Source organism: Bradyrhizobium sp. USDA 327 (assembly GCF_041262065.1).
Classification (GTDB): domain Bacteria; phylum Pseudomonadota; class Alphaproteobacteria; order Rhizobiales; family Xanthobacteraceae; genus Bradyrhizobium; species Bradyrhizobium liaoningense.
Genome location: NZ_JBGCCW010000001.1, coordinates 6395315 through 6417805, shown reverse-complemented (window position 1 = coordinate 6417805; position 22491 = coordinate 6395315). Strand labels below are relative to the sequence as shown.

Genomic DNA, 22491 nt, shown 5'->3' with positions numbered 1-22491 from the left:
CGCCGGGCTCGTGACGCAGGGAGGGCGTAGCCCGACCGGAGTTACGAGCCCGGCGTCGGCGCGATCCACAGCGGACCGCGCCGACTGGTGATCGCGGCCGGCTGGTTATGCAAGTGGTTCTTCCGCCAAGAGGAATCACTCGCGTGCCAGGCCGACACATTACCGATCACCAAATGAGGCTCTACATGAAGTACCGTCAGACCGATAGCCCACCCGTGGCCGCCGCCAAGGCTTCGTTCAGCACCTCGACCGCTTACCGGATCGAGAAGGATCGACGCCTTCCGTCGCAGAAGAAGGCTCCCCGCGGCCGTCGCCGGCCAGATCCCTTGGCCCGCGTATTTGAGACAGATATCGCGCCGATGCTGAAGGCCGCCCCCGGTGTGCGGCCGGTCACGATCTTCGAGGAGTTGCTCCGACGCCATCCCGAGCTCGGCGCCGGCATCCGTCGCACGCTGGAGCGCCGGATCCGGGCCTGGCGGGCGATCCACGGCGAGGAGCAGGAGGTCATCTTCCGCCAGACCCACGAACCCGGTCAGCGCGGCCTGTCCGACTTCACCGACATGGGCGAATTGGGTGTCACGATCGCGGGCGTACCGCTCGACCATCGTCTCTATCACTTCCGGCTGGCCTATTCCGGGTTTGAGCACGCCCATGTCGTGCTCGGCGGTGAGAGCTTCGTCGCTCTGGCCGAAGGCCTGCAGAATGCCTTGTGGTCACTCGGTGGGGCGCCACGGGAGCATCGCACCGACAGCCTGTCGGCCGCCTTTTGCAATCTCGACCGCGACGCCAAAGACGATCTGACGCGGCGATACGAAGACCTCTGTGCCCATTACGGCATGCGGCCTTCCCGCAACAATCGTGGCATCGCCCACGAGAACGGGGCGATCGAGAGTTCGCATGGTCATCTCAAGCGAGCGATCGGCGACGCGCTGTTGCTGCGTGGCACCGCCGACTTCGACGATCTAGCTGCCTATCGTGGCTTCATCGATGAGATCGCCAGCCGCCGCAATGCCCGCAACGCCAAGCGGATCGACAGTGAACGTAGCGCACTTCAGGATCTGCCGGACCGCCGCACGTCGGACTATGAAGAGGTGATCGTCCACGTGACGTCGTCCGGCGGCTTCACCTTGCGCAAGGTGTTCTACACGGTGCCGTCGCGCTTGATCGGCCATCGGCTGCGGGTGCGCCTGTATGACGATCACCTCGACGTGTTTGTCGGCGGCACGCATCTCCTCACCTTGCCGCGCGGGCGGCCGCATCCCAATGGCAAGCACGATCAGGTCGTCGATTATCGGCACGTGATCCATTCCTTGCGGCGCAAGCCGATGGCGCTCCTCAACCTGGTCTACCGCGACCAGCTGTTCCCCCGGGAAGCTTACCGCCGAGCCTTCGACGTCTTGCGCAAACGCTTACCGGACAAGAAGGCCTGCCGGATCATGGTCGATCTCCTCGCACTCGCCCATGAGCGCGGTTGCGAGGCCGAACTCGCCAATCAGCTCACGGCTGACCTGAACGACGGCCGGCTGCCCGACCTCAACCGGCTACGTACTCACTTCGCCCCGGATCCCGCCCAGGTGCCGAACGTCGTGGTACGCCTCGCACCGCTCGCCACCTATGAATGCCTCATCGGTACCGCCGAGATCGGAGGCGCCGCATGAGCACAACCAACGTAGTCGACACCGCGCGCCTCAATCTGTTGCTCAACGAGCTGCGGCTGCCCGCCATCAAGGCGCTGTGGCCGCAATTTGCCGAGCAATCCGATATAGAAGGCTGGCCGGCGGCGCGCTTCCTCGCCACCATTGCCGAGCACGAGATCGCTGAGCGCGGCCGCCGCCGCATCGAGCGCCATCTCGTCGAGGCGCGGCTGCCTACCGGAAAGACCTTTGACAGCTTCGACTTCGAGGCCGTGCCGATGATCTCCAAGGCGCAAATGACCGCACTCGCCGCCGGCGACGGCTGGCTCGGCAAGGGCGCCAATCTGCTGCTGTTTGGTCCGCCCGGTGGAGGCAAGAGCCACTTGGCGGCAGCAATCGGCTTGGCCCTCATCGAGAACGGATGGCGCGTCCTGTTCACCCGCACCACTGATCTCGTGCAGAAGCTCCAGGTGGCTCGCCGCGAGCTCAACCTCGAGGGCGCCATCAACCGCCTCGATCGCTTCGATCTCGTCATCTTGGACGATCTTGCCTATGTCACCAAGGACCAGGCCGAGACCAGTGTGCTGTTCGAGCTCATCAGCGCACGCTACGAGCGACGCTCTTTGCTGATCACCGCCAATCAGCCCTTTGGAGAATGGAACAAGGTCTTTCCGGACCCAGCTATGACCCTCGCGGCGATCGATCGCCTTGTTCACCACGCCACCATCGTCGAGATGAACGTCGAGAGCTATCGCAGGCGGACTGCCCTCGAGCGAAAGCGTGGTCCAGGGCGGCCACCGGAGCACGCGACACAAAAAACGCTCGCTTGATTGACGCTCCGCGACAATCAAAGCAAACAAAACTCTTGCGCGCGACAATCATCGCGGCGATCATCATCGCGCCGCGACACTGACTCGCCATCCTGATCGCCGCGCTCTTCCGACCCAGATCGTCGCGCTATACATGGCCGACCCCCGGGCAAAGTGATTCGCTCCTGCCGTAAGCAGAGGTGGACCTGGCGCGGTGTCTGCATCTCGGCAAACTTGGTGAACACGAGTGCGAGCGCCTCCTGAATGCGCCGATCAGGGTCCTTGTCGATCCGATCGTTGGAGACCTTGAGATAGCCGATGGCGACGTTGAGGAAGAGCTCACCCCTGCGTGCCTTCTGCTCCAAGGCTTCAAGCGAGCGTTGCTGAACGATAGACAGCTCCATCTCGCTCATCGTGCCTTTCATGCCAGCAGAAGGCGATCGTTGGGATGGCGAGGATCGTCGACGCCATCCTCATCGACGATCAGTGTTCCAACGAGCCCGTAGAACTCCAGGAGCGTATGCCAATCCCTGCCGTTGTGCGCCAGCCGAGAGGCCTCACTCGAGACCACAGCGCCAACTTGCCCTTCGCAAATGGCGGCGAGCAGCTTCTCGAAACCGGGACGCGCGGTGCCGCCACCAGAGCGACCGAGTTCGTCGTCGATTGCGGCCACCTCGCTCCAGCCCAGCTGCCGGGCAAGGTCGGCCAAGCCGTACTAGCGGCGCTCGCTCTCGCGGTTGTTGATGACCTGGTCTGCCGTCGACTGGCGAACGTAGACGACGGCCTGGCGAGCAAGGTGCTCAGGCGTGATATTGCCCACCGCCGTCCTCCCGGTTTCACGTCATGTGCCTCGACTGCGCTGTCGGTGAGCGCTTCGGTCAGAAGCTCCTTTAACAGCTCCAGCATTTGCTGTTGGGCTTCGATTGGAATGCTGCTGTATGTCGGATGGCTCTCAAGCAGATCCCCCTGACGACGTGATGCGTCCGCCATGACGGCCTCCTCGCGAGTTGGACGATTCCCTGGAAGAGGAGGCTAAGAGCGCGTCGACAAGAAGACGCGCCTCCAGTAGACGATCCACCGGAAGCTGCGGATCCGCTTTGAGATGGAAGGAAGCGGCGGCGGGAGCCGCCATCCATGCCGGCAGCAGCGTTAAGGTGGCGTCAGGTTGTCTGATAACAAAATGCGTCTCACCCCCAAGCCGCTTGCAGGAGACAATGACGACTGACGCTCCGCATCGCGGATGGAACGAGTAAAGGATCTCCAGCTCAGATCCCAGACACCCGGCATTATGACGCTGGTCCGCCAGGCGTCGGCAAGACGCACCTGTCGATTGCTCTCGGGCGAGAGGCGATCCTGGCCGGGTACACGGTGCAGTTTACCACGGCAAAGACGCTGGTCGCGGGCCTCGCCAAGGCGCACGGCGAGCGGCATCTGGACGAAAAACTGGTCGCGCTGTCGAAGCCAAAGCTACTAATCGTCGACGAACTCGACTACCTGCCCCTGAACCCGACGCTGCGCATCTGTTCTTCCGGCTGGTCAGTCGCCGTTACGAAACCGGCGCCATGCTGATCACGTCGAACCGCAGCGTTGTCGAATGGGGCACCGTGTTTGCCGATCCCGTGGTCGCCACCGAAACCCGATCCGGCCCAACTCAATTCGCGGACCGCGAACCGATCGATGCCAACATTCAGGATGTCCAGGGTTGCTGTTCCCCTGTTGGAGAATTTGCGACGCCACTTCCAAAGGCTTGAGCACATCTTGGCCGATCGCAGGCGCTGGGTCGTCGAGCGCACCTTTGCGTGGCTCGGCAGATGTGGGCATCTCTGCAAAGACTTCGAAGGTTCCGCCGCTACCGAGCTCGCCTGGCCGCTCGTCGCCCATCTGAGGCTCCTAACTCGCCGATTGGCCAGGCCTTGAGACATCTATGCTTTTTGAGTGAGGCTCTCAGGACAGGCGCTCGGCGAATTTCGAACCTCGACCTCGGGGCTGCTCCAACTGGTTAACTTGACTGTGCCGTCTTGACGAGTCTGGGCAACGGCTTCTATATGTGGTGTCGTCGTGGTTTTCAATTCGCATATACGGTGGCACGGAGTTAGGGGGAACCCATTGTGTCGGCAGCGGCTATTCCGAGGCATTAGAGCGTTTCACATTTTGACTGAAGCATAACCGGCGTTGGCGAAGTAGTTGGCGCATTCGCGAGGTTGGATGTCCTGGACGAGGTGACCGATGTGGCGCCAAGTGTCCTCGATGGTGCGCTTCTGAGCATGCCGCATCCAGTGTTTGATCTTGGAGAAGGCCTGTTCGATCGGGTTGAGGTCTGGCGAGTATGGCGGCAGGTACCAGAGCCTAGCGCCAGCGGCCTGGATCATCTGCCTGACAGCTCTCGATTTGTGGCTTCCGAGATTGTCGAGAATGACGATGTCGCCTTCGCGCAGAGTTGGCAGGAGAAGGTGCTTCACATAAGCGCGGAAGCATTCGCCGTTGATCGGGCCGTCGAAGACGCAGGGTGCCGTGAGTTGGTCATGGCGGAGTGCGCCGAGGAATGTGAGGGTACGCCAGTGACCGTGCGGGGCGAAGCCGCGCAGGCGTGCTCCTTTGGGGCCCCAGCCCCGCAAAGGGGCCATGTTGGTCTTGATCCAGGTTTCATCGATGAAGACGAGCCGGCCCGGATCAAGTCCGGCCTGCCAGGATCGCCAACGCTGGCGCCTACGAGAGACGTCGGCGCGAGCCTGTTCGAGGGCGAACAGTGTTTTTTTTGAACCGCAGCCCTTCCCGGCGGAGGAACAGCCAGACCGCGTTGTGTGAGACCTGAGGGTGTCAGTAACTCGGTGTAAGATGGTTTCTGTGAGTTTACCTTTGACAGGAGACTCACATGGCTACGGATTTTTCACCTGAGATTTTGGACCAGCTTCTTGCCGGGGGCAGCCTCAAGCCAGAAGACTTAGCCGGCGAAGACGGGCTTTTCAGACGACTGAAGAAGGCGCTTCTGGAGCGCGCACTGGGTGCGGAGCTGACCCACCACCTTGGCTATGAGAAGGGCGACCCGGCGGGCCGCGGGTCGGGCAACAGCCGCAACGGCACAAGCAGCAAAGCGCTGTTGACGGACGACGGCGAGATCGAGATCGAGGTGCCGCGCGACCGCGCCGGCACGTTCGAACCGGTGATCGTCGCGAAGGGCCAGACCCGCTTCGACGGCTTCGACGAGAAGATCATCAGTCTCTACGGGCGGGGCATGACGGTACGGGAGATCCAGGGCCATCTGGCCGAGCTCTACGGCACCGAGGTGTCCTCCGATCTGATCAGCAAGGTCACCGACGCGATTCTCGACGAGGTCCGCGAATGGCAGAGCCGGCCGCTGGAAGCGATCTATCCGGTGGTCTTCTTCGACGCGCTCAGGGTCAAGATTCGCGATGAGGGGATGGTCAAGAACAAGGCAGTCTACGTCGTGCTGGGCATCACTGCATCGGGCGAGAAAGACGTGCTCGGGCTTTGGATCGAGCAAACCGAAGGCGCCAAATTCTGGCTCAAGGTCATGAACGATCTGAGGAACCGCGGCGTCGCCGACATCCTGATCGCCGTCGTCGACGGTCTGAAGGGCTTTCCCGAGGCGATCAACAGCGTCTTTCCCAAGGCGATGGTCCAGACCTGCATCGTGCATTTGATCCGCAACAGCCTATCCTTCGTGTCCTGGAAGGATCGCAAGGCGATCCTTCCCTCGATCAAGGCGATCTATCATGCCGAGAATGCCGACGCCGCTCTGCTCAGGCTCGAGGACTTCGAAGCCGAGTGGGGCAAGCGCTATCCCGCGATCGGGGCGGCCTGGCGCCGGGCGTGGGAGCACGTCATTCCGTTCTTCGCCTTCGCGCCGGAGATACGCAAAATGATCTATACCACCAACGCGGTCGAGGCGCTGAACCGTTCGCTGCGCAAGATCATCAAAACACGCGGCAGCTTCCCCAACGACGAGGCGGCGATGAAGCTGCTTTACCTCGCCATCAGAAATGCCGGCATCCATTGGCGACGACCGGTTGCATGGACGGCCGCAATGGGCCAGTTTGCCATCCAGTTCGGCGAGCGCTTTGCAGGCTCAGCGGACTGACCCCATGGGGTCAGTCCGCTGACCCCGCAAACCCCTCACAGAGACGCTCTTACACAAAACTTCTGACACTCCCTGAGACCTTGACCCCACGGGCTGCCAGTTCCGCCTTCAGACCATGCAGCGTCAGGTGCGGCGTCTGAGTGATCCGCTCGACGATGAAGGCGCGGTGCGGATCAAGCACAGGCTTACGGTGACCGCCCATTCTGCCAGGCACAACCGAGCCGGTCGCCCGCTGCCGCTGTGACCACTTCACAACCGACGAGACCGCAACACCAAACCGTTCCGCCACAGACCGGCAGCTCTCGCCCGCCAAAACCGACGCCACCACACGCTCGCGAAGATCCAGGGAAAGAGGTCGGGTCATGCGATGCTGGCCTCCAATCCAGTCAGCATCTTGAATCACAATCCGTCTAAAACCGGAATCCCCTCCGATTCAATTAAGCAATGAAATGCTCTAGCGCGACAGCGCTGGGAAGGCCGACAGCCGCAGCGACCCGCGAGCCAGGAAACCTACCGCGACAGAACCCATGTCCTCGGGCGGGGTGCCCGGTGGGGCGCTTGCAGCCGGGGACATTGGCCCGGTCTCCTCGCAAGTCGTCCGCACGGTCCCAGCCCCCAAATATCACGGGGTTGCCGATGTCGGCGTCTTACGATTTCGATCAGTATGGTCATCTCATTGAGCTGCCGAGTGTGCGGCAGCCCTCAGCGCAGGCAAAGCCTACCACACCTGAACTGTGTCTTGTGCAGCCCCCAGCATTGCCGGCTCCCCTGCCGAGGCCCCCCGCGCGATCGCCAACTCCGTCTGACCTTTCGCTCGATCGGTCGCGCGACGACTTGCTGACCTCGTTTGGTAGGCTGACGCTGACCGACCGCTATCTGCTCGCCGGCGAAGGCCTCCAGGACATGTTCGCCCGAGTGTCTTGCGCCTTCGCGGACAATGTTGCGCATGCCCAACGTCTATATGATGCGATGTCTCGGCTGTGGTTCATGCCGGCCACACCGGTGCTCTCCAACGGCGGCACGACGCGCGGCCTTCCGATCTCGTGCTTCCTTAACTCAGTGTCGGACTCGCTCGAAGGCATCGTCGGCACCTGGAACGAGAACGTCTGGCTTGCTTCCAATGGCGGCGGCATCGGCACCTACTGGGGTAATGTTCGCTCAATCGGCGAGAAGGCGAGGGGCGGCGTCACCTTGGGCATCATCCCGTTCATCCACGTCACGGACGGCCTCACGCTGGCGATCAGCCAGGGCTCGTTGCGGCGCGGCTCGGCGGCGGTCTATCTCGATATCCACCATCCCGAGATCGAGGAGTTCCTCGAGATCCGCAAGGCGTCTGGTGACTTCAACCGCAAGAGCCTCAACCTACATCACGGCATCAACGTCACCGACGAGTTCATGTGTGCCGTGGGCGCCGGCACCGCATTCGCTCTGCGCAGCCCGAAGACTAACGAGGTCGTCCGCGAGATCGATGCCCGCCAGCTGTGGCAACGCATCCTTGAGAACCGGCTGCAGACCGGCGAGCCTTATCTCTTGTTCATCGACACCGTGAACCGTGCGCTCCCCAAGCACCAGCGCGAGCTCGGCCTCAAGGTCTCGACCTCCAACCTGTGCAGCGAGATTACCCTGTCGACCGGCATCGATCATCGCGGCGAGGAGCGCACCGCGGTGTGCTGCCTGTCGTCGCTCAACCTCGAGACCTGGGACCAGTGGAATGAGGAGCCCGGCTTCATCGAGGACGTCATGCGCTTCCTAGACAACGTGCTCACGCACTTCATCACGGTGGCGCCGGACGGAATGAAGCGTGCCCGCTACGCCGCCCTGCGCGAGCGCTCCGTTGGCCTCGGCGTCATGGGCTTCCACTCGTTTCTCCAGGCCAAGGGCATTCCAATGGAGGGTGCCCTGGCCAAGTCATTCAATCTGAACATGTTCCGAAAACTTCGTCGCGATGCCGGTGCGGCATCCGTGGCGCTCGCTCGCGAGCGTGGCCCGTGCCCGGATGCCCTGGAACGCGGCGTGATGGCGCGCTTCAGCCACAAGATCGCAATCGCGCCGACCGCCTCGATCAGCATCATCTGCGGCGGCACCAGCGCCTGCACTGAGCCGATCCCGGCCAACATCTACACCCACAAGACGCTATCCGGCGCCATCTCGGTGCGCAATCCGCACCTCGCTAAGGTGCTGGCCGCGAAAGGCGCCGACACCTCGGCGACCTGGGAGTCGATCATCGCGCACGACGGATCGGTCGCCCATCTCGACGTCCTGTCGGAGCACGAGAAAGCGATCTTTCGCACCGCCTTCGAGATCGACCAGCGCTGGATCGTCGAGCTTGCCGCCGACCGCGCCGCGTTGATTTGCCAGAGCCAGTCGATCAACCTCTATCTGCCGGCCGACGTCGATAAGTGGGACCTCCACATGCTGCACTGGACGGCGTGGAAGCGTGGGGTGAAGAGCCTCTACTACTGTCGATCAAAGTCGATCTCGCGCGCGGCGTTCGCCGGCAAGATTGCCGGGGATGCAACGCCGACGCAGCAGCCGGCGCGGCAGCGCACCGACTATGAGGAGTGCCTCGCATGTCAGTGATCGATCTGTCGCGCGCCGATCCGCGCACGTTGATCGGCAAGTGGACGCGTCGGCGTCCTTGACTCGACCGGCAGCTACGACGTCGATCGCTATGCCTGGGCTTACGAGTTCTGGAAGCGCCAGCAGCAGACCCACTGGATGGGCGAGGAGGTGCCGCTCGGCGCCGACCTCAACGACTGGGCTTCGGACCGCGTCACCGACAGCGAGCGCGCGCTGCTCACCCAGATCTTCCGTTTCTTCACTCAGTCGGACATCGAGGTCGGCGACAACTATTTCAAGCGGTACATTCCGATCTTCCAGCCACTCACCGTCCAGATGATGATGGCCGCTTTCACTAACATGGAGACGGTTCGTATCGACGCCTATGCCCTGCTGCTCAAGACGCTCGGTATGCCTAAGACCGAGTTCGAGGCATTCCGCGGCTATGCGCAGATGCGCGCCAAGGCGGACTACATGCACGAGTTCGGCGTCGACAGCGTGGCGGATGTCGCCCGTACCCTGGCGATGTTCGGCGCCTTCACCGAAGGCATGGCCTTGTTCGCCAGCTTCGCCATGCTGCTCAACTTCCCACGCCACAACAAAATGAACGGCATGGGACAGATCGTAAGCTGGTCAGTGCGCGACGAGAGTCTCCACTGCGAGGGCATCATCAAGCTATTTCACGAATGGCACCGCGAAACCGGCGCGGTGACGCGCCCCGTCCGCGACGACATTGTCGACGTAGCCAAGACCATGGTGAAGCTGGAGGAGAACTTCGTCGAGCTCGCCTTCGGCCTTGGCAAGATCGAGGGCATGCTGCCTGAGCATATCCACGCCTACGTCCGCTACGTCGCCGACTGGCGACTGGCCCAACTCCGGATTGCCCCGGTCTTCGGCTTCTTCGAGGCGAAGGAGGGCGGGTTCACCCAGCTCAAGGCGCATCCGCTGCCGTGGCTCGTCGAGATTCTCAATGGCGTCGAGCACGCCAATTTCTTCGAGCAGCGCGCCACGGAGTACGCCAAGGCGGCGAGCCGCGGCAGCTGGGACGGCGAAGACGGGGTGTGGGCGACTTTCGGCCGTATCTAGCCCATTTTATTCATGCTAGCGGCATTGACAGCGGCAGGCGCCGGTAGTCGTCGCCGTCACCCGCCAGCATGACAAAGGCATAGAACCGGACCTCCTCATCGTGGCGTCTTGATTGCAGCGCGACAAAACCGGACACACAGATGGTTTGTTGGGTTAAGCCGGTACATGCGCTCCATTGCTGATGGCGGCTAGGGTTTACAGTATTTCCGCAGGTCGGTGAGGTGGGTCTCGTCAACCACCTTCATGAAGTCAATCAGCGCAACACGGCTACGCCCTTGAGCAGACGAATGTTCTCGATGATCGCCACGGCCGCCCCCCTCTTAGGGCTAGAGGGGATTACTATCACGCAATCGGAAGTTGTAAAGAGGGGCAACCCTGTCAAAGGGGGTCATCTTCATTGCAGCCCGGTCGGATCAGGCAAACCGATTTGTTCTTCATCCCCCTTCGCGTTTGATTTCGTCGCCGACCCACTGGCGGTCTTCCTCGGCCGTGGCTTCGCGGAGGTGATCTACTACGAGCAGACGCTGGCAATGCGGCTCGGATGACAGCCGCGTTTCTGTCCTAACACAAGAGTTCCGCTTCAGCGCTGCCGATCCACCTCTCGAGATTTTGCATCCGCTCTCCGAGGCGCTCCCAATTGATCCGCGCCAGCGGGGGTTCGGCAGGCTGATCGGGCGCAGAGATCGGCAGCGACGATGACGCAAGCCATCACGTCGTCAACGTTATGTCCCACCCTCGCACGAGCGCCGCTTCGACCGCTCGTCGGCCTTTCGTCCGAGGCGGCCAGTGCGGCCTCGACCTGGTCGACCAAGTCGTAGCACGAAGGTGCGCCCGGCTCGCACCTCGGCTCGCATTTCAGTGCGCTGCCTGTGCGATGAGCGTGCTGCGGCCGACCGGAACGATTGTAATCGATGACCTGTGTCTCCCTAAGCGAGGGCCGGGTTAACTACGACGGTCGACAAAACTATTTTTTGCCTCATCATTCTCCGACGGCCGGAAAGCCGACGGTGATGCAGGTGGAGGCACGGGGCCGGGAAATCGGCGCAGCCAGCCACTAAGCGGCTGGCGTTCGACCACGGCAGCACGCTTGAGTTCGCCGCGATCTTCGCCGTGGCGCTGCGTCATAACCAGATCAGCCAGATTCCTTTGAACCACGCCTAACCAGCTCGAGCCGATGTACCGACAAGAAGCCGATAGCGCTATTGATGCGAGTCCCTGTTGCCAAGGTTTCTATGCCGCGATGCGGCTCAGGATATTGGTGCGAACCCGCGCCATTTTGGCGAAGATCGATCAATAGGTCGTGGCGATCACGCCACCCCACCGGTAGTTCACACGGACCAAGCCGATATCGACGTCCTGACCGATACGGGCAGTCCCTGCAAAAGTGCCCACCGGAACACCCACGAGTCCGGGTGAAAAAAAGAAATCCACATCCCGACGACCCATGAACAGGTGGTCGTATTCAACGCCGATGGACCAGTTCGGAGCAAAGCCAAATTCAAGGCCCGCCCCTACCGTGCCGCCCCAACGAGTTTCGCTGCCGTTGTCGATAGTGAGCCCGGTCGCAAAATCGGAGACCCGGTATTTGTCACGGACGACTGCAGCCCCACCTCTTACATAGAGCAGCACGTTATTCCAGGCATAGCCGACTTGGCCCGTGAACAGGCCGAATGCATCAAGCGTGGAGTCATCCCGGACGCCTGCGAAAGCAAGGTTCGCGTTGGAGCCCTTGAAATCGGCCCAATTGCCCTGCGCCTCCAGACCGAACACCGAGTTCGCTATTTGCCAGCGGTAGCCGATTTGACCGCCGACCGTGCCTCCCTTCGCATGATGGCACCCCATGCCAACGGGCGGAGCGACGACCACGCCGCCGGCGTTGACCACGTCCCAGCACTGATGCGCAGAGCCGCCACCGCCGTTGATGCCGACGTATAAGCCGCTCCAATCATAGATCGGAATGACCACCGGAGGCGCTTTGACGTAGGAGCGCGCAGCCAGATCAGCGGCTGCGACAGGCGCGGCCAGCGCGATGAGGGCTACCGTGCCCGCCAGCAATTTTTTCATTCTTCTGAACCCCAGTTTCGAATTCGACGCCCCCGACGGGGTATTGACGACGATTGGGACGTTTCCGCCACCTCCATCAACTGCAAGGGGTGGTAGTTGACGGGGTCGCAAGCGCCGCCTGAGCGGCCGGTCGATGGGCAAAGTGCATGTCGGGTCGGTCGCGGATGCTGTCCGCCGACTGTTGATTAAGTGGCATGACCCGAAAATGTCTAATCGCGGTTACCCCTCCTGCGCGCCCTTCGAGCACATCAGCATGACAAGAGTCAGCCTCGACAGCGAGTCAGTTTCCTGATTGCAGCTGCTCCGCGTGTCCTCGTTCCGGCCGTATCGACCGTTCGTCGGCCATTGGATGCAAGTGTTCCCGCTTACGGCGAAGCTTCGACGGACGAGCCGCATTCCTCCACTTCGTTCCGGGCGGACGATGCATCCGCAGTAAGACGGAGGCGTGTGTAGGGGCCGGCGATAAGGCTCGGCGGCGCCGCATCGAGTTAAGAGTCTAGAATTTCTTGCTGCGGCTGGCCTTCTCGATCACGGGCAGTACCCTCGTCGATACATGAAATTTGAGCCGCGAAACGGGCCGAGCGACATCCCGAGAACTGGCTATTCCAGGAGCTCTCACAGAACTCCCAGCCGAGTTCGGGATTGAACGACCGCGCTCGGAGCGGCCGACTACGGCACCTCCCTGAGACCCGAGATGTTGATCTGGAGACGCCATCGGAAGTATCCCAGCACCAAGCAGGCCTTGTTCAAGACCATGAAGTTCAGATCGCAAGCCGCCACGCCATCGGCCAGCACTTGGCTCTGCCAGAAATGGTCGTCGATGCTTTGGTTGCCCGGCTGCAACAAATTCTCGAAGTTGGGCGTCGCGACGATCAAGGCCCGGCGCAGGACAAGCTCAAAGGGGGAAAGGACATCAGCGTGTTCCTGCGCGATCCCATAAAACACGACGATATGCTCTCCTCTCAAGGCCAGGGCATTTCCACGGATGCGCAGATGGACGCCAGGCCTGACGGCCAGATCGAGATGGCCGTCATTGCTCCCGAGTGGCCCGCCATCGCGCGCGGCCAGGACATAGAGATGCTCACTGTCGACGCGTACGGGCGCATCGGGCGAGAGACTGACGTTCGGATACCGTGACAGCAGCGTCTCGGCGTCGACGATGATGAGAACGGCAACGTGAGACTCGGAGCGCTGGCTCTTGGTTGAGGGTCTGTCTTTGGCCATTGCTGTTTCCCTTCCTCCCGACCGTGGGATGCTCGGCAACCGCGGAGCTTGCCAAGTGCTTGGGCCGGCCGAACTGGATGGTGCTGACGGCGGATCGGTCTCATTCGAGAGCGACGCGAAAAAAGCGACAGCTGGTCGAGAACGCCGATCCGCCAGGGACGACGGGTGAGGTCGGCACGCCTCCGGACCGCAAGCTCCGCACCTGCCATTTCATGCCACCCTCGGAGTCGAGGGTGGTTGGGATCGTGGCCGTTGCCCCGCTGCGCGGTTCCTTCGACGCCTTGATGATCATCCGCATCAATTGTGGATGCTGATGAACGGATCCCACGAGAAGTATCCCAGCGCGCTGCAATTGCGATCGACGACCATGAAGTTGAAATGGTAGGTGACTCGTCCGATAGCCAAAGTTTCCGAGGACCAATAGTAATTGGCGATCGTCTGACATGTCGGCACGGACGGATTGCTCGGATTGGGATGCGCGAACGAGGCCTCCGCCTTCCGCGGGGTCGGCGTCGAGATCAGCTCGTTCCCTACGTTTCCGATGAAGCGGTAGAAGATCACTGACTTCTCGAACCCAAGGGAGAGGCTGGTCTCGCGCCAACGAATCAAATCCCCGACCTGGGCCTTCAGGTCGAGCTCGCCGCCCGCTTGCCCACTGATCACGTTGTCCTGATTTGTGATCATGTACACATGGCGGAAATCAATGAGAGTGGGGCTGTCCGGTCTTTTGCTCGGATTCGAGTACTTCTGAAGAATGGATTCCGTATCAAAGGCAACAAGAACGTCTGTGACTCTGGACACGATGCTTCTCCATTGCAAAGAGGAATGTTCGGCTTTCGCCGAGCTCAACCCATCGCCGTAGACCATTGCGATGGCTGATAACGCCGTTCGTTGGATTGCGCTGCTTCGACCGGTTCATCAGGACTTGGCTGCGGCCGCCGAGTAGGCTTGAGCTTTCGTGAGCGGCCCATTCGCGTGATCATAGGATGATTTCTCCTCAGGCCGCGCGCATTGCAGGAGACCTGCATTTGCCGTGCCAAAAGAGAGGGAATCACTTGGAGAGCGACAGGATGGCGCTTTAGCTGCCATGTCGCATGTCTAAAATCGACCAATGCGGACCGCGATAATTTCCCGAGAGCAATCAGCCATCCGGCCGACAACTGTTTCGTCTTTCCCACACTCGATAGGGGGCTCGTTCACCACAGGCACTATGCAACACGGGCAGAAGCCTCACGATATCGAGGGCGTCGTCACTCCCCATCTCGATTCTGGAGCGCTCAGCCATGGGAGTACTGTAACCAGTGGCTCCTAGGAGGGTAATGTACCGGATGGATGACAGCTTTCGGTCTTCGTGTTTGTCCAACTCCATCGTGTGGGCGCGCATACCACCCCCTCGAGAATGCAGTTAGGCCGATCGCCGCCACGCGCAAGATGTTCATGTTGTCGCGTTCATGCGCGTCGGACTTAAGACGTTTGGCGGCAAGCTGCCACAAACGGCCGCGATTTCACGATCGCGTCACGAAGAAGCTAGTTCGCTCTCGACGCGCGGCTCGCAAAACGTGGCACGCCAATTGCTCGGCCTACGACACCGCCTCGCCGGGCTTAGTAATGTGGTCCTCCCGCGTCCTGGGATGCGGTCCAAGCCCGAAGAGAGGAGGTCACGATGCGGATGGCACCCAGCAGGCGAGCATATAGATTGATGGGCACACTGAGTCGGCTGCTCGCAACGACCCGCAAGCTCAACCCTAATCGCAACAAAGCGATGGCTAGGCGCGCCATGCTGCGGCGCAGCTTTGGCACCGGAGACCTCCATGACAAGTTCGTCTGATATCGCGCGGCTTCGAGCTAGTCCGGGCACCGCTTCGCTAACGAAGTGGGGTTGGGTTTTCGCCCTCGGCGTAGTTTATCTGATCACTGGCTTCGTGGCGCTTGGTAGCGTTGCGCTCGCGACGGTGGCGAGTGTGGTGCTAGTTGGCGTGATGATGATCGTCGCCGGCGTTGCCGAAATGATCAATGCTTTCCAGGTTAAGACCTGGGGCAAGTTCTTGCTATGCGCTCTTTTGGGTGCGCTCTACATCGTCGCGGGGCTTGTGACATTTGATAATCCTACGCTCGCCGCTGTGCTGCTTACGCTGGCGCTCGGCGCATCGCTGGTCGCCGCCGGCATCATGCGCCTGATCCTGGCGTTCAGCATCAAACGCGCAACGCCCCGGTCCTGGCTGGCGATATCCGGCGTCATTACTCTGCTGATTGGATCGTTGATCTTAGCGCGTTGGCCGATAAACAGTGTTTATATTCTGGGCCTGTTTCTCGGCGCCGATCTAATCGTGGCGGGCGCGAGCTGGATTGGAGTCAGCTTCGGCCTACGCCGCAGTCCCATCGTGAAGTCACGATCGTCGACGTAATTGCCGGGCGCCCTTAGTTTCGAAGGAGAAAGACATGCACGAAAATAACAGCTTGGAGCGTGCAGCCTCACCCGCTGAGACTGCATTTGCGAAACATCATCGCGCAATCTTCCCCTTACTTCTGTCCGCAACTCTACTGACGTGGGACGGCCTTCACGCGCAAGACGTGCTGAGCAATACAAAGGCCGTGACTAAGGAATTCGGCAGCGTTTCCACTTTTGATATCAAATTCGCATCCGTTTCAGATGGTTTTATCAAGATCTACGCGAGTGGTCATATCTCATCACAGGGCAAAGACCATCGTCTGGTATTGAGAATCAACGGTGACGCGGGAAACTATCAAAGCTACGTCCTGATGAGCGGTCACGCCAGCGCAGGTGAATGGGACAATTCCGGCATCTATCTTGGCCGAGTGGGTTGGGGACAAGACGCAGATTTCTCAACGGAGATCACTATTGCAGCAAATTCGAAAAGTCAGAAGATTAACGTTGCTGCGCTAACGAACTTCTCGCTCGGCAACAATCTCATACTTGGATATGAAGCTCACGGTTTCTATGTCTCCAGTCAGCCTGTCACGAGTGCGGTAGTTCAGTTCACCGATAACGCTGTGGCAAGCGGCTTGGCCCACGCCTACCTTTACTGAATCGAATATACTCACGCCAAATCACAGCGACAGATCAATCGCTTCCGAATTCTTCACGGGCGACTCGAGACCGCGATCATCGAACGCTCTGTCGAGAAGATGGCGACGCCAGCTAAGCAGATGATTGCCAGAGCACTATGCGGTCAGAAACGGCCCGTACTCTACTTCCGCCGCAAGCTCTGCGATCTCCGTCTCAAACGAAGTTTTGCTTTGCCGCTGACGCAGCAAATCGTTCGAGTATCACGCGCAAATCACCCGGTTCTTTTTTTAGGTGAGGGTACAACTTGGCGGCTTCGCAATCAAACTGCTCCCAGTCCGGCACATCGAGCAATGTCAGTGAACGGAGTGCCGGAGCGAAGCAACTAAGAAATCGTCGTTGGATCATTTTAATGCGCTGCAAGCGGATTGCTTCGCTTGTGTCGGGCTCTCCAGAAACAAGCTCGATTGCGTCTCTTAGAACCGAGAGACGAAAATAGAACTGTGTCACTGCCAGCAGTATCTCGGCGTCGAGCAGTCCGAGCTTTCCCGCAACAGCAGGCAACACGAGTGGGAGTGACGGAAGGAATTTGGCGTCTTCACTTGCAATCTTCCTCGTGCCCCAATCCCTCCACGGCTCTATGTAGTCGCTGACGCATCGTGCAACTCGATCGACGATCTCAGCGTAGAGACTTGCTCTCATGGCTTTGATCTCTTGTTTCTGGCGCCTGTTATCGTGGTGGGTGACAGCGCCGAAGCTAATGGCACTGCCCACGATGGTACCCACGAAGCCAATCCACCCCACACTGCTGCCAACGGAGATATTCACCATCACCCCAGCAGTTACCGCTCCCGCCAGAGAGGCTACTGCGATAAGAAATATCATATCTTGTCGATACGGGCTTAGTCGTGTCGCGTGATCATTTTCATTCACGACGCATCCTCGAGCGATCAGGTTCATAGGCATTCGCTTTTGCGGAAAATGCTACCCCCTGCGCCGAAATGTTACTGTCCGCTGCAATCGATTTGGTTCGGCTTGATACCCCGGAACTGTCCACGCAAGGCTGTGACTGTGATTAGTTTTGACGGGGTCTTCGTTGGCCCACCACGCATCATATTCATACGCCGATTTCGGGAGGGAGCGACCGATAAGCATCTCGATGTCGGCAAAGGTCATCTTGAGCGAGGCAGAGCTGTTTGCGACCAGCTTGTCTCTCAAAGGGTTATAGATCGACATCGGGCTCCCCCATCCAACGATCTCATATTACATAGCCAATCCGGACTTTTCGTCACCAATTGCGGATTTTGTCCGATATTTGTCGGTTTTCGTTCGCAGCGGCACTGACGCCGCCGCGACATCATGTCGAGCAGGCAGCCGCGTCTGCGCCGAAGGCAGGCGAACGTACCACCTTTTACGGCCCTGAACATCGGCCTGAGCCGCTCTCGAGCAATGAAGCTACCGAAACGATATAGCCTATCCGGAGACTTTCGTTCATCTCGATGTGTTAGGCCCGCTGGCATTGGCATATGTTCGAAGAAAAGCGCGAAGCCGTGCCTGCCATTGAGATGCCGGTTTCGGCTCTTGTGCTACAGCATCGCAAGTGGGCCGCCGGTCGGGTGGAGATATCCTCCGGTGGCCCTGACGCTCAGTTTCAATGCGCGGTCATGCTTTTAAGCGGCTAGCGTGGCCTCCATGGATCCGACAGGTGCATGCAGACGCACGCCCCGCAGCACAGGGGAATTGCGGCTTTACCAGAATTAAGCAGCGCCTCGATGAGGCGACCCAAGCCCAGCAACAGGAACGCTGGTCATTGAAATGGCCCTCAGGCCTCGGAGCTTCTCGGCGGCGCTCCAACTACTGAGAGCCTCGTGTGTTAGATACGTCGCGGTCAATTCATTCCAGGATCTCACGACCTGATTCCAGCTCTCTTTTCGGGCGGGCAAGAGCTCAAGCATCCTTTGCGCCTTGCGGGCAGCGGCAAACCTCCCGTCGCGCGTAGCGTCTTTCAGAATCTTCCGCACCAACACTTCGGTTCGCCTCCATCCGGCGCCCGTCGCTCTATCCTCGGCCAAGGAAGCGAAGTACACTCGAAAGGTCAGGGCACGTTCGGCGGCGATGTCCGATGCCAAGCTTGGCTCGTTCAACCATCGGTAAAGAGACTCGAGCCGCTCCGAGTCGCCGAGCGTGAAAGTGTCATCATCCCCGAAAACCAAGAATGTCGCGAAACCGGCGATCTCAAGTTGCATGACCAAATCTTGTGAGTCCAGCCAACGGGTGATTGCTTCTAGTGGGGACATAGCTTTGTTCTCCTGTGGGGTTGATCGCGATTCGGCCCGGAGAATACTGCGCGGGTCAACTACAAGAATTTGTAGGTGACGGAAATCAAGAGCTGTCAGGAGTGCCGCCGCTATGGTGTTTCTGCATTGAACGGAGGGATTTCCGAAGGGCGGCTGAGCAGCGCTACCCCGCCCCGACGACTTGCAAATTCCGAGCCTCGTTACTCCAAGAGGGGCTTGTTCGATTGGAGAAGATTCGGCGGCTTGCGATATCCGTTGGAACATCAAGGACGAGCCCAAGGCCTACCAGCCCGAAGGAATTGACGCTCTGAAGCACGGTCGCTAGGGCAAGGTTGTAATCTTTGAGGCGATCAGCGAGCATGACGGATGTGCGGATTGACACTTCGCGGTGGGAGCGCGAGTACGGGAAGAAGCCAAGCGGGCGCCGCTATTGGCGCTTCCGGATCATATCGCCCAGTATTGCAGTCAAAGACTATGAATTAAGAACGGAGATCCCAATGACGTTCCCCAGGGCGTGCAGGGGAGCAATAGAGAGGGCGCGGCAACGCGGTTCGGCTCAAATCGTGCTGCTACCGTGAGGGACCCTGACGAGTTGGACGATCGAACGCATGTTTTACCGCAAGGCGCGCCGACGTGAAGTATTTGTCGGCCCTCGCATCAGTGCGGGCAGCGGTCAGGCGTGGATCGAACAAGGCGAACTTCACGCCAGCTTCGAAGATTCGTTCGCACATGTGACGCGCGAAGTGGATCTCGAAGAGTACCAAGCGCGCGTTGCCGCTTCACGCAAGATGTCGTTGATCATGCCGCTTCTGGGCGCGCGAACGCGTCGAACGGAGCCGACGTTTCGCGCGGCCTTCAAGCTCGTTGTCTTCACTCGCTTAGAGCAGCACAAGTGCCATCATCGCAAGCAGCCAGGCCCCCTAGGAGGATGGCAGGTAAGCGCCATCACTGTAGTCTCGTTGCGCATTCGCCGCTCGGCCCTCCCGCGGCGCATCCGGCCCGTAGATCGCATGATAGTTTGACCATGCTTCATCGACCCGCCGCAGCATCTCGGCCTCGTACCATCGTTCATGCGCAATCGGTGGTTGATGCCGAACTCTATAATGAGTTGCTTCGTAACTTCGAGATGCGAGCTGGCAGACCGTCGTCATACACACTCTGACAGTTTGAAATGGCCCGATTTTGGGACCACGTGCTTAGTTGGAGGAGGCGGCTCCGTTTGATAAGCGGAGCGGATGATGACGACGAAGACGAGACGCAAGATCGACGCGGCATTGAAGGCAAAGATCGCACTGGAAGCCGTGCGGGAGCAGGCGATGGTGGCTGATCTGGCCCAGCGCTACGAGGTTCACCCGAACCAGATCTATGCCTGGAAGAAGCAGCTGCTGGACCAGGCGGCCCGGGCCTTTGACGCGGGTGTCGGGCGGGAGAGCGAGGACGCTCGCGAACGCGAGATCGAGAAGCTGCACGCCAAGATTGGACAACTGACAGTCGAGCGCGATTTTTTAGCGCGGAGGTCCGGAAGATGAGCACGCCGGACCGTCGAGGAATGCTCGATCGCGCCGACATGGCGCTGTCGATCCGCCGGCAATGCAGGTTGCTTGGCATCGCGCGCTCTGGGGTCTACCGGCCGCCACGGCCGGCCAACGACAACGACCTTGCCCTGATGCGGCGGCTCGACGAGCTGTTCACCGCCTTGCCGTTCCTGGGCTCGCGGCGAATGACCGCGATGCTGAAGGCTGAGGGGCTGCGGGTCAATCGCAAGCGCGTGCAGCGGTTGATGCGCAAGATGGGCATCGCGGCGCTGGGACCAAGGCCGAACACGACGAGGCCGGGCCACAAGATCTATCCCTATCTGTTGCGCAGCATGACGATCGGCCGGCCAAACCAGGTGTGGGCGGCCGACGTCACGTATCTGCCCATCGGCCGCGGCTTTCTTTATCTCGTCGCCATCATCGACTGGGCGAGCCGTGCGGTTCTGGCGTGGCGGTTGTCGAACACGATGGACCTCTCGTTCTGCGTGGCAGCTCTGGACGAGGCGCTGGCGAAGTATGGCACGCCGGAGATTTTCAACACTGACCAGGGCAGCCAGTTCACCAGCGCGGCCTTCACCGGCGCGTTGGCGGGCGCAGGGATCAAGATCTCCATGAATGGCCGCGGTCGTTGGATGGACAACGTCTTCATCGAGCGGCTGTGGCGGTCGCTTAAGTATGAGGACATCTATCTCAAGGGCTATGCCGACGGCCGCGAGACCAAGGCAGGCATCGCGAGCTGGATCGCCTTCTACCACGATCGTCGCCTTCATCAGGCCCACGGCTATCGCACGCCGATGGCGGTCTGGCGCGAACGGATGCAGGCTGCGAAGGCTGTGGACATGGTGGACAACGCTGGCGCGTTGACCACATGCCCACAGCAACTGCAGCAGACAGCATCTCTGGCAGCATGATAGAAACGCATCAGGAGCGGTCAGTTTCCAACTAACAAACCGGTTCAAGTGGTCCCGCTCCGCGAGTCCATTTCACACTTCACGCAAATTCATGCCCGGTGCGTCAGGCCTCCGTCGTGAAGGCCATTCTGATCATCGTTCAGCTAGTCGGTTCCACCCGGTGCTTGGATTCAGTTGCGACCAGAGTGCCCCATCAGCTTCGACTGGATACGAGCTAGCGCGTCACTGAGCCTCGCCGCTTCATTAAAGCGTGTTTCCGAATATGGCGGGCGCGCAGATGGATCGTGCAAGAGGGCCTCCGCTGTATTCGAGAGCCGGCGAAGGGGCGTCCTCAGCCACTGCGCCGCACAAAAGAGCAGTGCTAGTGTAGCAATGGCACAAGCACCAAAACTACTCCAGAATGATCGGATTAGATTACGGGTGGACGCAAGCGCCTCGTCGGCACTCTGCCGAACCAGAAGAGACCAACCGAAGCTCGGAAGGTTCGCGAAGCCGACCGTCGGAACGATCACCGTGAAGTAGTCCCTGCCGTCAGCCCAACGTTCGCGCAGAGACGCAGTCGTGACGCGACTAGCCGCAAGCGCGGAGCCGATGTTGAGCGGCTTGTTGATAAGATCCGGCGGACCAAACAGGACGGTTCGATCTCTTGAAAGCAGCAGCACATCAATGCCGGGTACTTGTAACGAGTCCATGCCTTCTGCGACCCATTTCCAGTCGAGGTGAGCGCCGATGACCCCGGCAACGGAGCCGGCGTGGCGCAACGGCGCTGCCAGGTCGATAAAGCGATAGGGCTCACGAGGTGGAGGCAACTGGGTGGCCAGTAGTTGAGCGGCATGCACATCGATAGCCGCCGGCGAGACAAGGCCCCGCCTAAACCAAGGTCGCTGTGCAACGCTTGCTCCTTCGAGCATGCCGTCTTTAGCCGCGAGAATGGTCCCTTCGAGATCCGCGACGCCGAGCCAAGTGTAGCGTCGATCAAGGCGGCTCAAGAAGTCGATGTGTTCTCGCGCATTCTTTAGATCAGTTAGGTTAATGAGCTCAGCGGACCGAGCTACATCCATCCAAACTCCGTAGAGCCGGCGGGCCAACAGCGCGGAACTCATTTCGCCGCGAATTCTTAACGCGTCGAACTGCAGCTGCTCTCCCCCTTGCTGTAGCAAGGCCGTGTAGATCGTCGCGGTCACCACGGCCGGCACCAATATGAGCAAGGCGCCTCCCCAGAACACCAAGGAGAGTAGGCTCGGTCTT

Annotated in this window: 18 protein-coding genes and 5 pseudogenes; 12 read left to right on the top strand and 11 right to left on the bottom strand. The window is 60.2% G+C overall.

The features are described 5' to 3' along the window. Positions 1 to 107: 107 nt before the first annotated feature. Both istA and istB read left to right on the top strand, forming a co-directional pair. Positions 108 to 1658, top strand: a complete 1551-nt coding sequence (gene istA / locus ABIA42_RS30385; RefSeq protein WP_080769320.1) for an IS21-like element ISBj11 family transposase — start codon at positions 108 to 110, stop codon at positions 1656 to 1658. Next, entirely contained in the window at positions 1655 to 2464 is an 810-nt protein-coding gene (gene istB, locus ABIA42_RS30380; RefSeq protein WP_014497900.1) for an IS21-like element ISBj11 family helper ATPase IstB, read from the top strand. The genes istA and istB overlap by 4 nt, the downstream gene beginning before the upstream one ends. A gap of 17 nt (positions 2465 to 2481) precedes the next feature. On the opposite strand, the gene ABIA42_RS30375 is transcribed toward istB, so the two are convergent. Both ABIA42_RS30375 and ABIA42_RS30370 read right to left on the bottom strand, forming a co-directional pair. Next, positions 2482 to 2856 carry a hypothetical protein gene (locus tag ABIA42_RS30375; RefSeq protein WP_370118252.1) on the bottom strand — a complete coding sequence of 125 codons (375 nt, stop codon included), beginning with the start codon at positions 2854 to 2856 and terminating at the stop codon, positions 2482 to 2484. An 8-nt stretch (positions 2857 to 2864) separates the two neighbouring features. Next, entirely contained in the window at positions 2865 to 3152 is a 288-nt protein-coding gene (locus ABIA42_RS30370; RefSeq protein WP_370118255.1) for a recombinase family protein, read from the bottom strand. Between the two features lie 587 nt (positions 3153 to 3739). Here ABIA42_RS30370 and ABIA42_RS30365 point away from each other — a divergent pair. Both ABIA42_RS30365 and ABIA42_RS30360 read left to right on the top strand, forming a co-directional pair. Further along, a pseudogene (locus ABIA42_RS30365) lies at positions 3740 to 4074 on the top strand (ATP-binding protein); the annotation flags it as partial. A 139-nt stretch (positions 4075 to 4213) separates the two neighbouring features. Next, a pseudogene (locus ABIA42_RS30360) lies at positions 4214 to 4360 on the top strand (transposase); the annotation flags it as partial. Between the two features lie 227 nt (positions 4361 to 4587). On the opposite strand, the pseudogene ABIA42_RS30355 reads toward ABIA42_RS30360, so the two are convergent. Then, positions 4588 to 5251: pseudogene (locus ABIA42_RS30355) on the bottom strand (IS630 family transposase); the annotation flags it as partial. Positions 5252 to 5315: 64 nt separating this feature from the next. On the opposite strand from ABIA42_RS30355, the gene ABIA42_RS30350 reads away from it, so the two are divergent. Further along, positions 5316 to 6542 carry an IS256 family transposase gene (locus ABIA42_RS30350; RefSeq protein WP_370112649.1) on the top strand — a complete coding sequence of 409 codons (1227 nt, stop codon included), beginning with the start codon at positions 5316 to 5318 and terminating at the stop codon, positions 6540 to 6542. Between the two features lie 73 nt (positions 6543 to 6615). Here the strand turns inward: ABIA42_RS30350 and ABIA42_RS30345 are convergent. Further along, positions 6616 to 6924: pseudogene (locus tag ABIA42_RS30345) on the bottom strand (transposase); the annotation flags it as partial. Between the two features lie 452 nt (positions 6925 to 7376). On the opposite strand from ABIA42_RS30345, the gene ABIA42_RS30340 reads away from it, so the two are divergent. From ABIA42_RS30340 to ABIA42_RS30330, 3 genes and pseudogenes are all read left to right on the top strand, one after another. Next, a complete protein-coding gene (locus ABIA42_RS30340; RefSeq protein WP_370143696.1) occupies positions 7377 to 9122 on the top strand; it encodes a ribonucleoside-diphosphate reductase subunit alpha in 1746 nt (581 codons plus the stop codon). A 105-nt stretch (positions 9123 to 9227) separates the two neighbouring features. Then, positions 9228 to 10187: pseudogene (locus ABIA42_RS30335) on the top strand (ribonucleotide-diphosphate reductase subunit beta); the annotation flags it as partial. Positions 10188 to 10474: 287 nt separating this feature from the next. Next, positions 10475 to 10732 (top strand): hypothetical protein, encoded by a 258-nt coding sequence (locus ABIA42_RS30330; protein WP_014490244.1) that lies wholly within the window; start codon positions 10475 to 10477, stop codon positions 10730 to 10732. A gap of 745 nt (positions 10733 to 11477) precedes the next feature. Here the strand turns inward: ABIA42_RS30330 and ABIA42_RS30325 are convergent. The 3 genes from ABIA42_RS30325 to ABIA42_RS30315 form a co-directional block, all read right to left on the bottom strand. Beyond that, the gene (locus ABIA42_RS30325; RefSeq protein ID WP_370143695.1) at positions 11478 to 12251 is read right to left on the bottom strand and encodes an outer membrane protein; all 774 of its coding nucleotides are present in this window, start codon (positions 12249 to 12251) and stop codon (positions 11478 to 11480) included. Positions 12252 to 12920: 669 nt separating this feature from the next. Next, positions 12921 to 13475, bottom strand: coding sequence for an AidA/PixA family protein (locus tag ABIA42_RS30320; protein ID WP_370118266.1), 555 nt, complete (start codon positions 13473 to 13475; stop codon positions 12921 to 12923). Positions 13476 to 13772: 297 nt separating this feature from the next. Continuing rightward, the gene (locus ABIA42_RS30315) at positions 13773 to 14276 is read right to left on the bottom strand and encodes an inclusion body family protein (RefSeq protein ID WP_036032112.1); all 504 of its coding nucleotides are present in this window, start codon (positions 14274 to 14276) and stop codon (positions 13773 to 13775) included. 1010 nt (positions 14277 to 15286) lie between these two features. Between ABIA42_RS30315 and ABIA42_RS30310 the strand changes: the two genes are divergently transcribed. Continuing rightward, complete coding sequence (locus ABIA42_RS30310; protein WP_370118269.1) at positions 15287 to 15880, top strand: HdeD family acid-resistance protein; 594 nt, start codon at positions 15287 to 15289, stop codon at positions 15878 to 15880. A 34-nt stretch (positions 15881 to 15914) separates the two neighbouring features. Further along, positions 15915 to 16523 carry a hypothetical protein gene (locus tag ABIA42_RS30305; protein ID WP_370118272.1) on the top strand — a complete coding sequence of 203 codons (609 nt, stop codon included), beginning with the start codon at positions 15915 to 15917 and terminating at the stop codon, positions 16521 to 16523. Between the two features lie 193 nt (positions 16524 to 16716). Here ABIA42_RS30305 and ABIA42_RS30300 read toward each other — a convergent pair whose 3' ends face one another. The 3 genes from ABIA42_RS30300 to ABIA42_RS30290 form a co-directional block, all read right to left on the bottom strand. After that, on the bottom strand, positions 16717 to 17460 hold the full coding sequence (locus ABIA42_RS30300) for a hypothetical protein (protein ID WP_370118274.1): 744 nt from the start codon (positions 17458 to 17460) through the stop codon (positions 16717 to 16719). A gap of 24 nt (positions 17461 to 17484) precedes the next feature. Next, a complete protein-coding gene (locus ABIA42_RS30295; protein WP_014490241.1) occupies positions 17485 to 17736 on the bottom strand; it encodes a hypothetical protein in 252 nt (83 codons plus the stop codon). Between the two features lie 521 nt (positions 17737 to 18257). Beyond that, positions 18258 to 18746, bottom strand: a complete 489-nt coding sequence (locus ABIA42_RS30290) for a hypothetical protein (protein WP_370118276.1) — start codon at positions 18744 to 18746, stop codon at positions 18258 to 18260. 659 nt (positions 18747 to 19405) lie between these two features. Between ABIA42_RS30290 and ABIA42_RS30285 the strand changes: the two genes are divergently transcribed. After that, positions 19406 to 19819: a hypothetical protein gene (locus ABIA42_RS30285; RefSeq protein ID WP_370118279.1), complete on the top strand. Its 414-nt coding sequence runs from the start codon at positions 19406 to 19408 to the stop codon at positions 19817 to 19819. A gap of 216 nt (positions 19820 to 20035) precedes the next feature. Further along, positions 20036 to 21243 (top strand): IS3 family transposase gene (locus ABIA42_RS30280; RefSeq protein ID WP_370118281.1). Its coding sequence is split into 2 segments (ribosomal slippage): positions 20036 to 20312 and positions 20312 to 21243, totalling 1209 coding nucleotides; the frame shifts between segments, so codons are not numbered across the junction. 170 nt (positions 21244 to 21413) lie between these two features. On the opposite strand, the gene ABIA42_RS30275 is transcribed toward ABIA42_RS30280, so the two are convergent. After that, the gene (locus tag ABIA42_RS30275) at positions 21414 to 22451 is read right to left on the bottom strand and encodes a cache domain-containing protein (protein WP_370118284.1); all 1038 of its coding nucleotides are present in this window, start codon (positions 22449 to 22451) and stop codon (positions 21414 to 21416) included. Between the last annotated feature and the right edge of the window lie 40 nt (positions 22452 to 22491).

What these genes read in the sequence shown, in the direction of transcription:
- istA (WP_080769320.1), top strand. Translation starts at nt 108, where the DNA reads ATGCAAGTGGTTCTTCCGCCAAGAGGAATCACTCGCGTGCCAGGCCGA.
- istB (WP_014497900.1), top strand. Translation starts at nt 1,655, where the DNA reads ATGAGCACAACCAACGTAGTCGACACCGCGCGCCTCAATCTGTTGCTC.
- ABIA42_RS30375 (WP_370118252.1), bottom strand. Translation starts at nt 2,856, where the DNA reads ATGAGCGAGATGGAGCTGTCTATCGTTCAGCAACGCTCGCTTGAAGCC.
- ABIA42_RS30350 (WP_370112649.1), top strand. Translation starts at nt 5,316, where the DNA reads ATGGCTACGGATTTTTCACCTGAGATTTTGGACCAGCTTCTTGCCGGG.
- ABIA42_RS30330 (WP_014490244.1), top strand. Translation starts at nt 10,475, where the DNA reads ATGTTCTCGATGATCGCCACGGCCGCCCCCCTCTTAGGGCTAGAGGGG.
- ABIA42_RS30325 (WP_370143695.1), bottom strand. Translation starts at nt 12,251, where the DNA reads ATGAAAAAATTGCTGGCGGGCACGGTAGCCCTCATCGCGCTGGCCGCG.
- ABIA42_RS30320 (WP_370118266.1), bottom strand. Translation starts at nt 13,475, where the DNA reads ATGGCCAAAGACAGACCCTCAACCAAGAGCCAGCGCTCCGAGTCTCAC.
- ABIA42_RS30310 (WP_370118269.1), top strand. Translation starts at nt 15,287, where the DNA reads ATGACAAGTTCGTCTGATATCGCGCGGCTTCGAGCTAGTCCGGGCACC.
- ABIA42_RS30305 (WP_370118272.1), top strand. Translation starts at nt 15,915, where the DNA reads ATGCACGAAAATAACAGCTTGGAGCGTGCAGCCTCACCCGCTGAGACT.
- ABIA42_RS30300 (WP_370118274.1), bottom strand. Translation starts at nt 17,460, where the DNA reads ATGAACCTGATCGCTCGAGGATGCGTCGTGAATGAAAATGATCACGCG.
- ABIA42_RS30295 (WP_014490241.1), bottom strand. Translation starts at nt 17,736, where the DNA reads ATGTCGATCTATAACCCTTTGAGAGACAAGCTGGTCGCAAACAGCTCT.
- ABIA42_RS30290 (WP_370118276.1), bottom strand. Translation starts at nt 18,746, where the DNA reads ATGCAACTTGAGATCGCCGGTTTCGCGACATTCTTGGTTTTCGGGGAT.
- ABIA42_RS30285 (WP_370118279.1), top strand. Translation starts at nt 19,406, where the DNA reads ATGTTTTACCGCAAGGCGCGCCGACGTGAAGTATTTGTCGGCCCTCGC.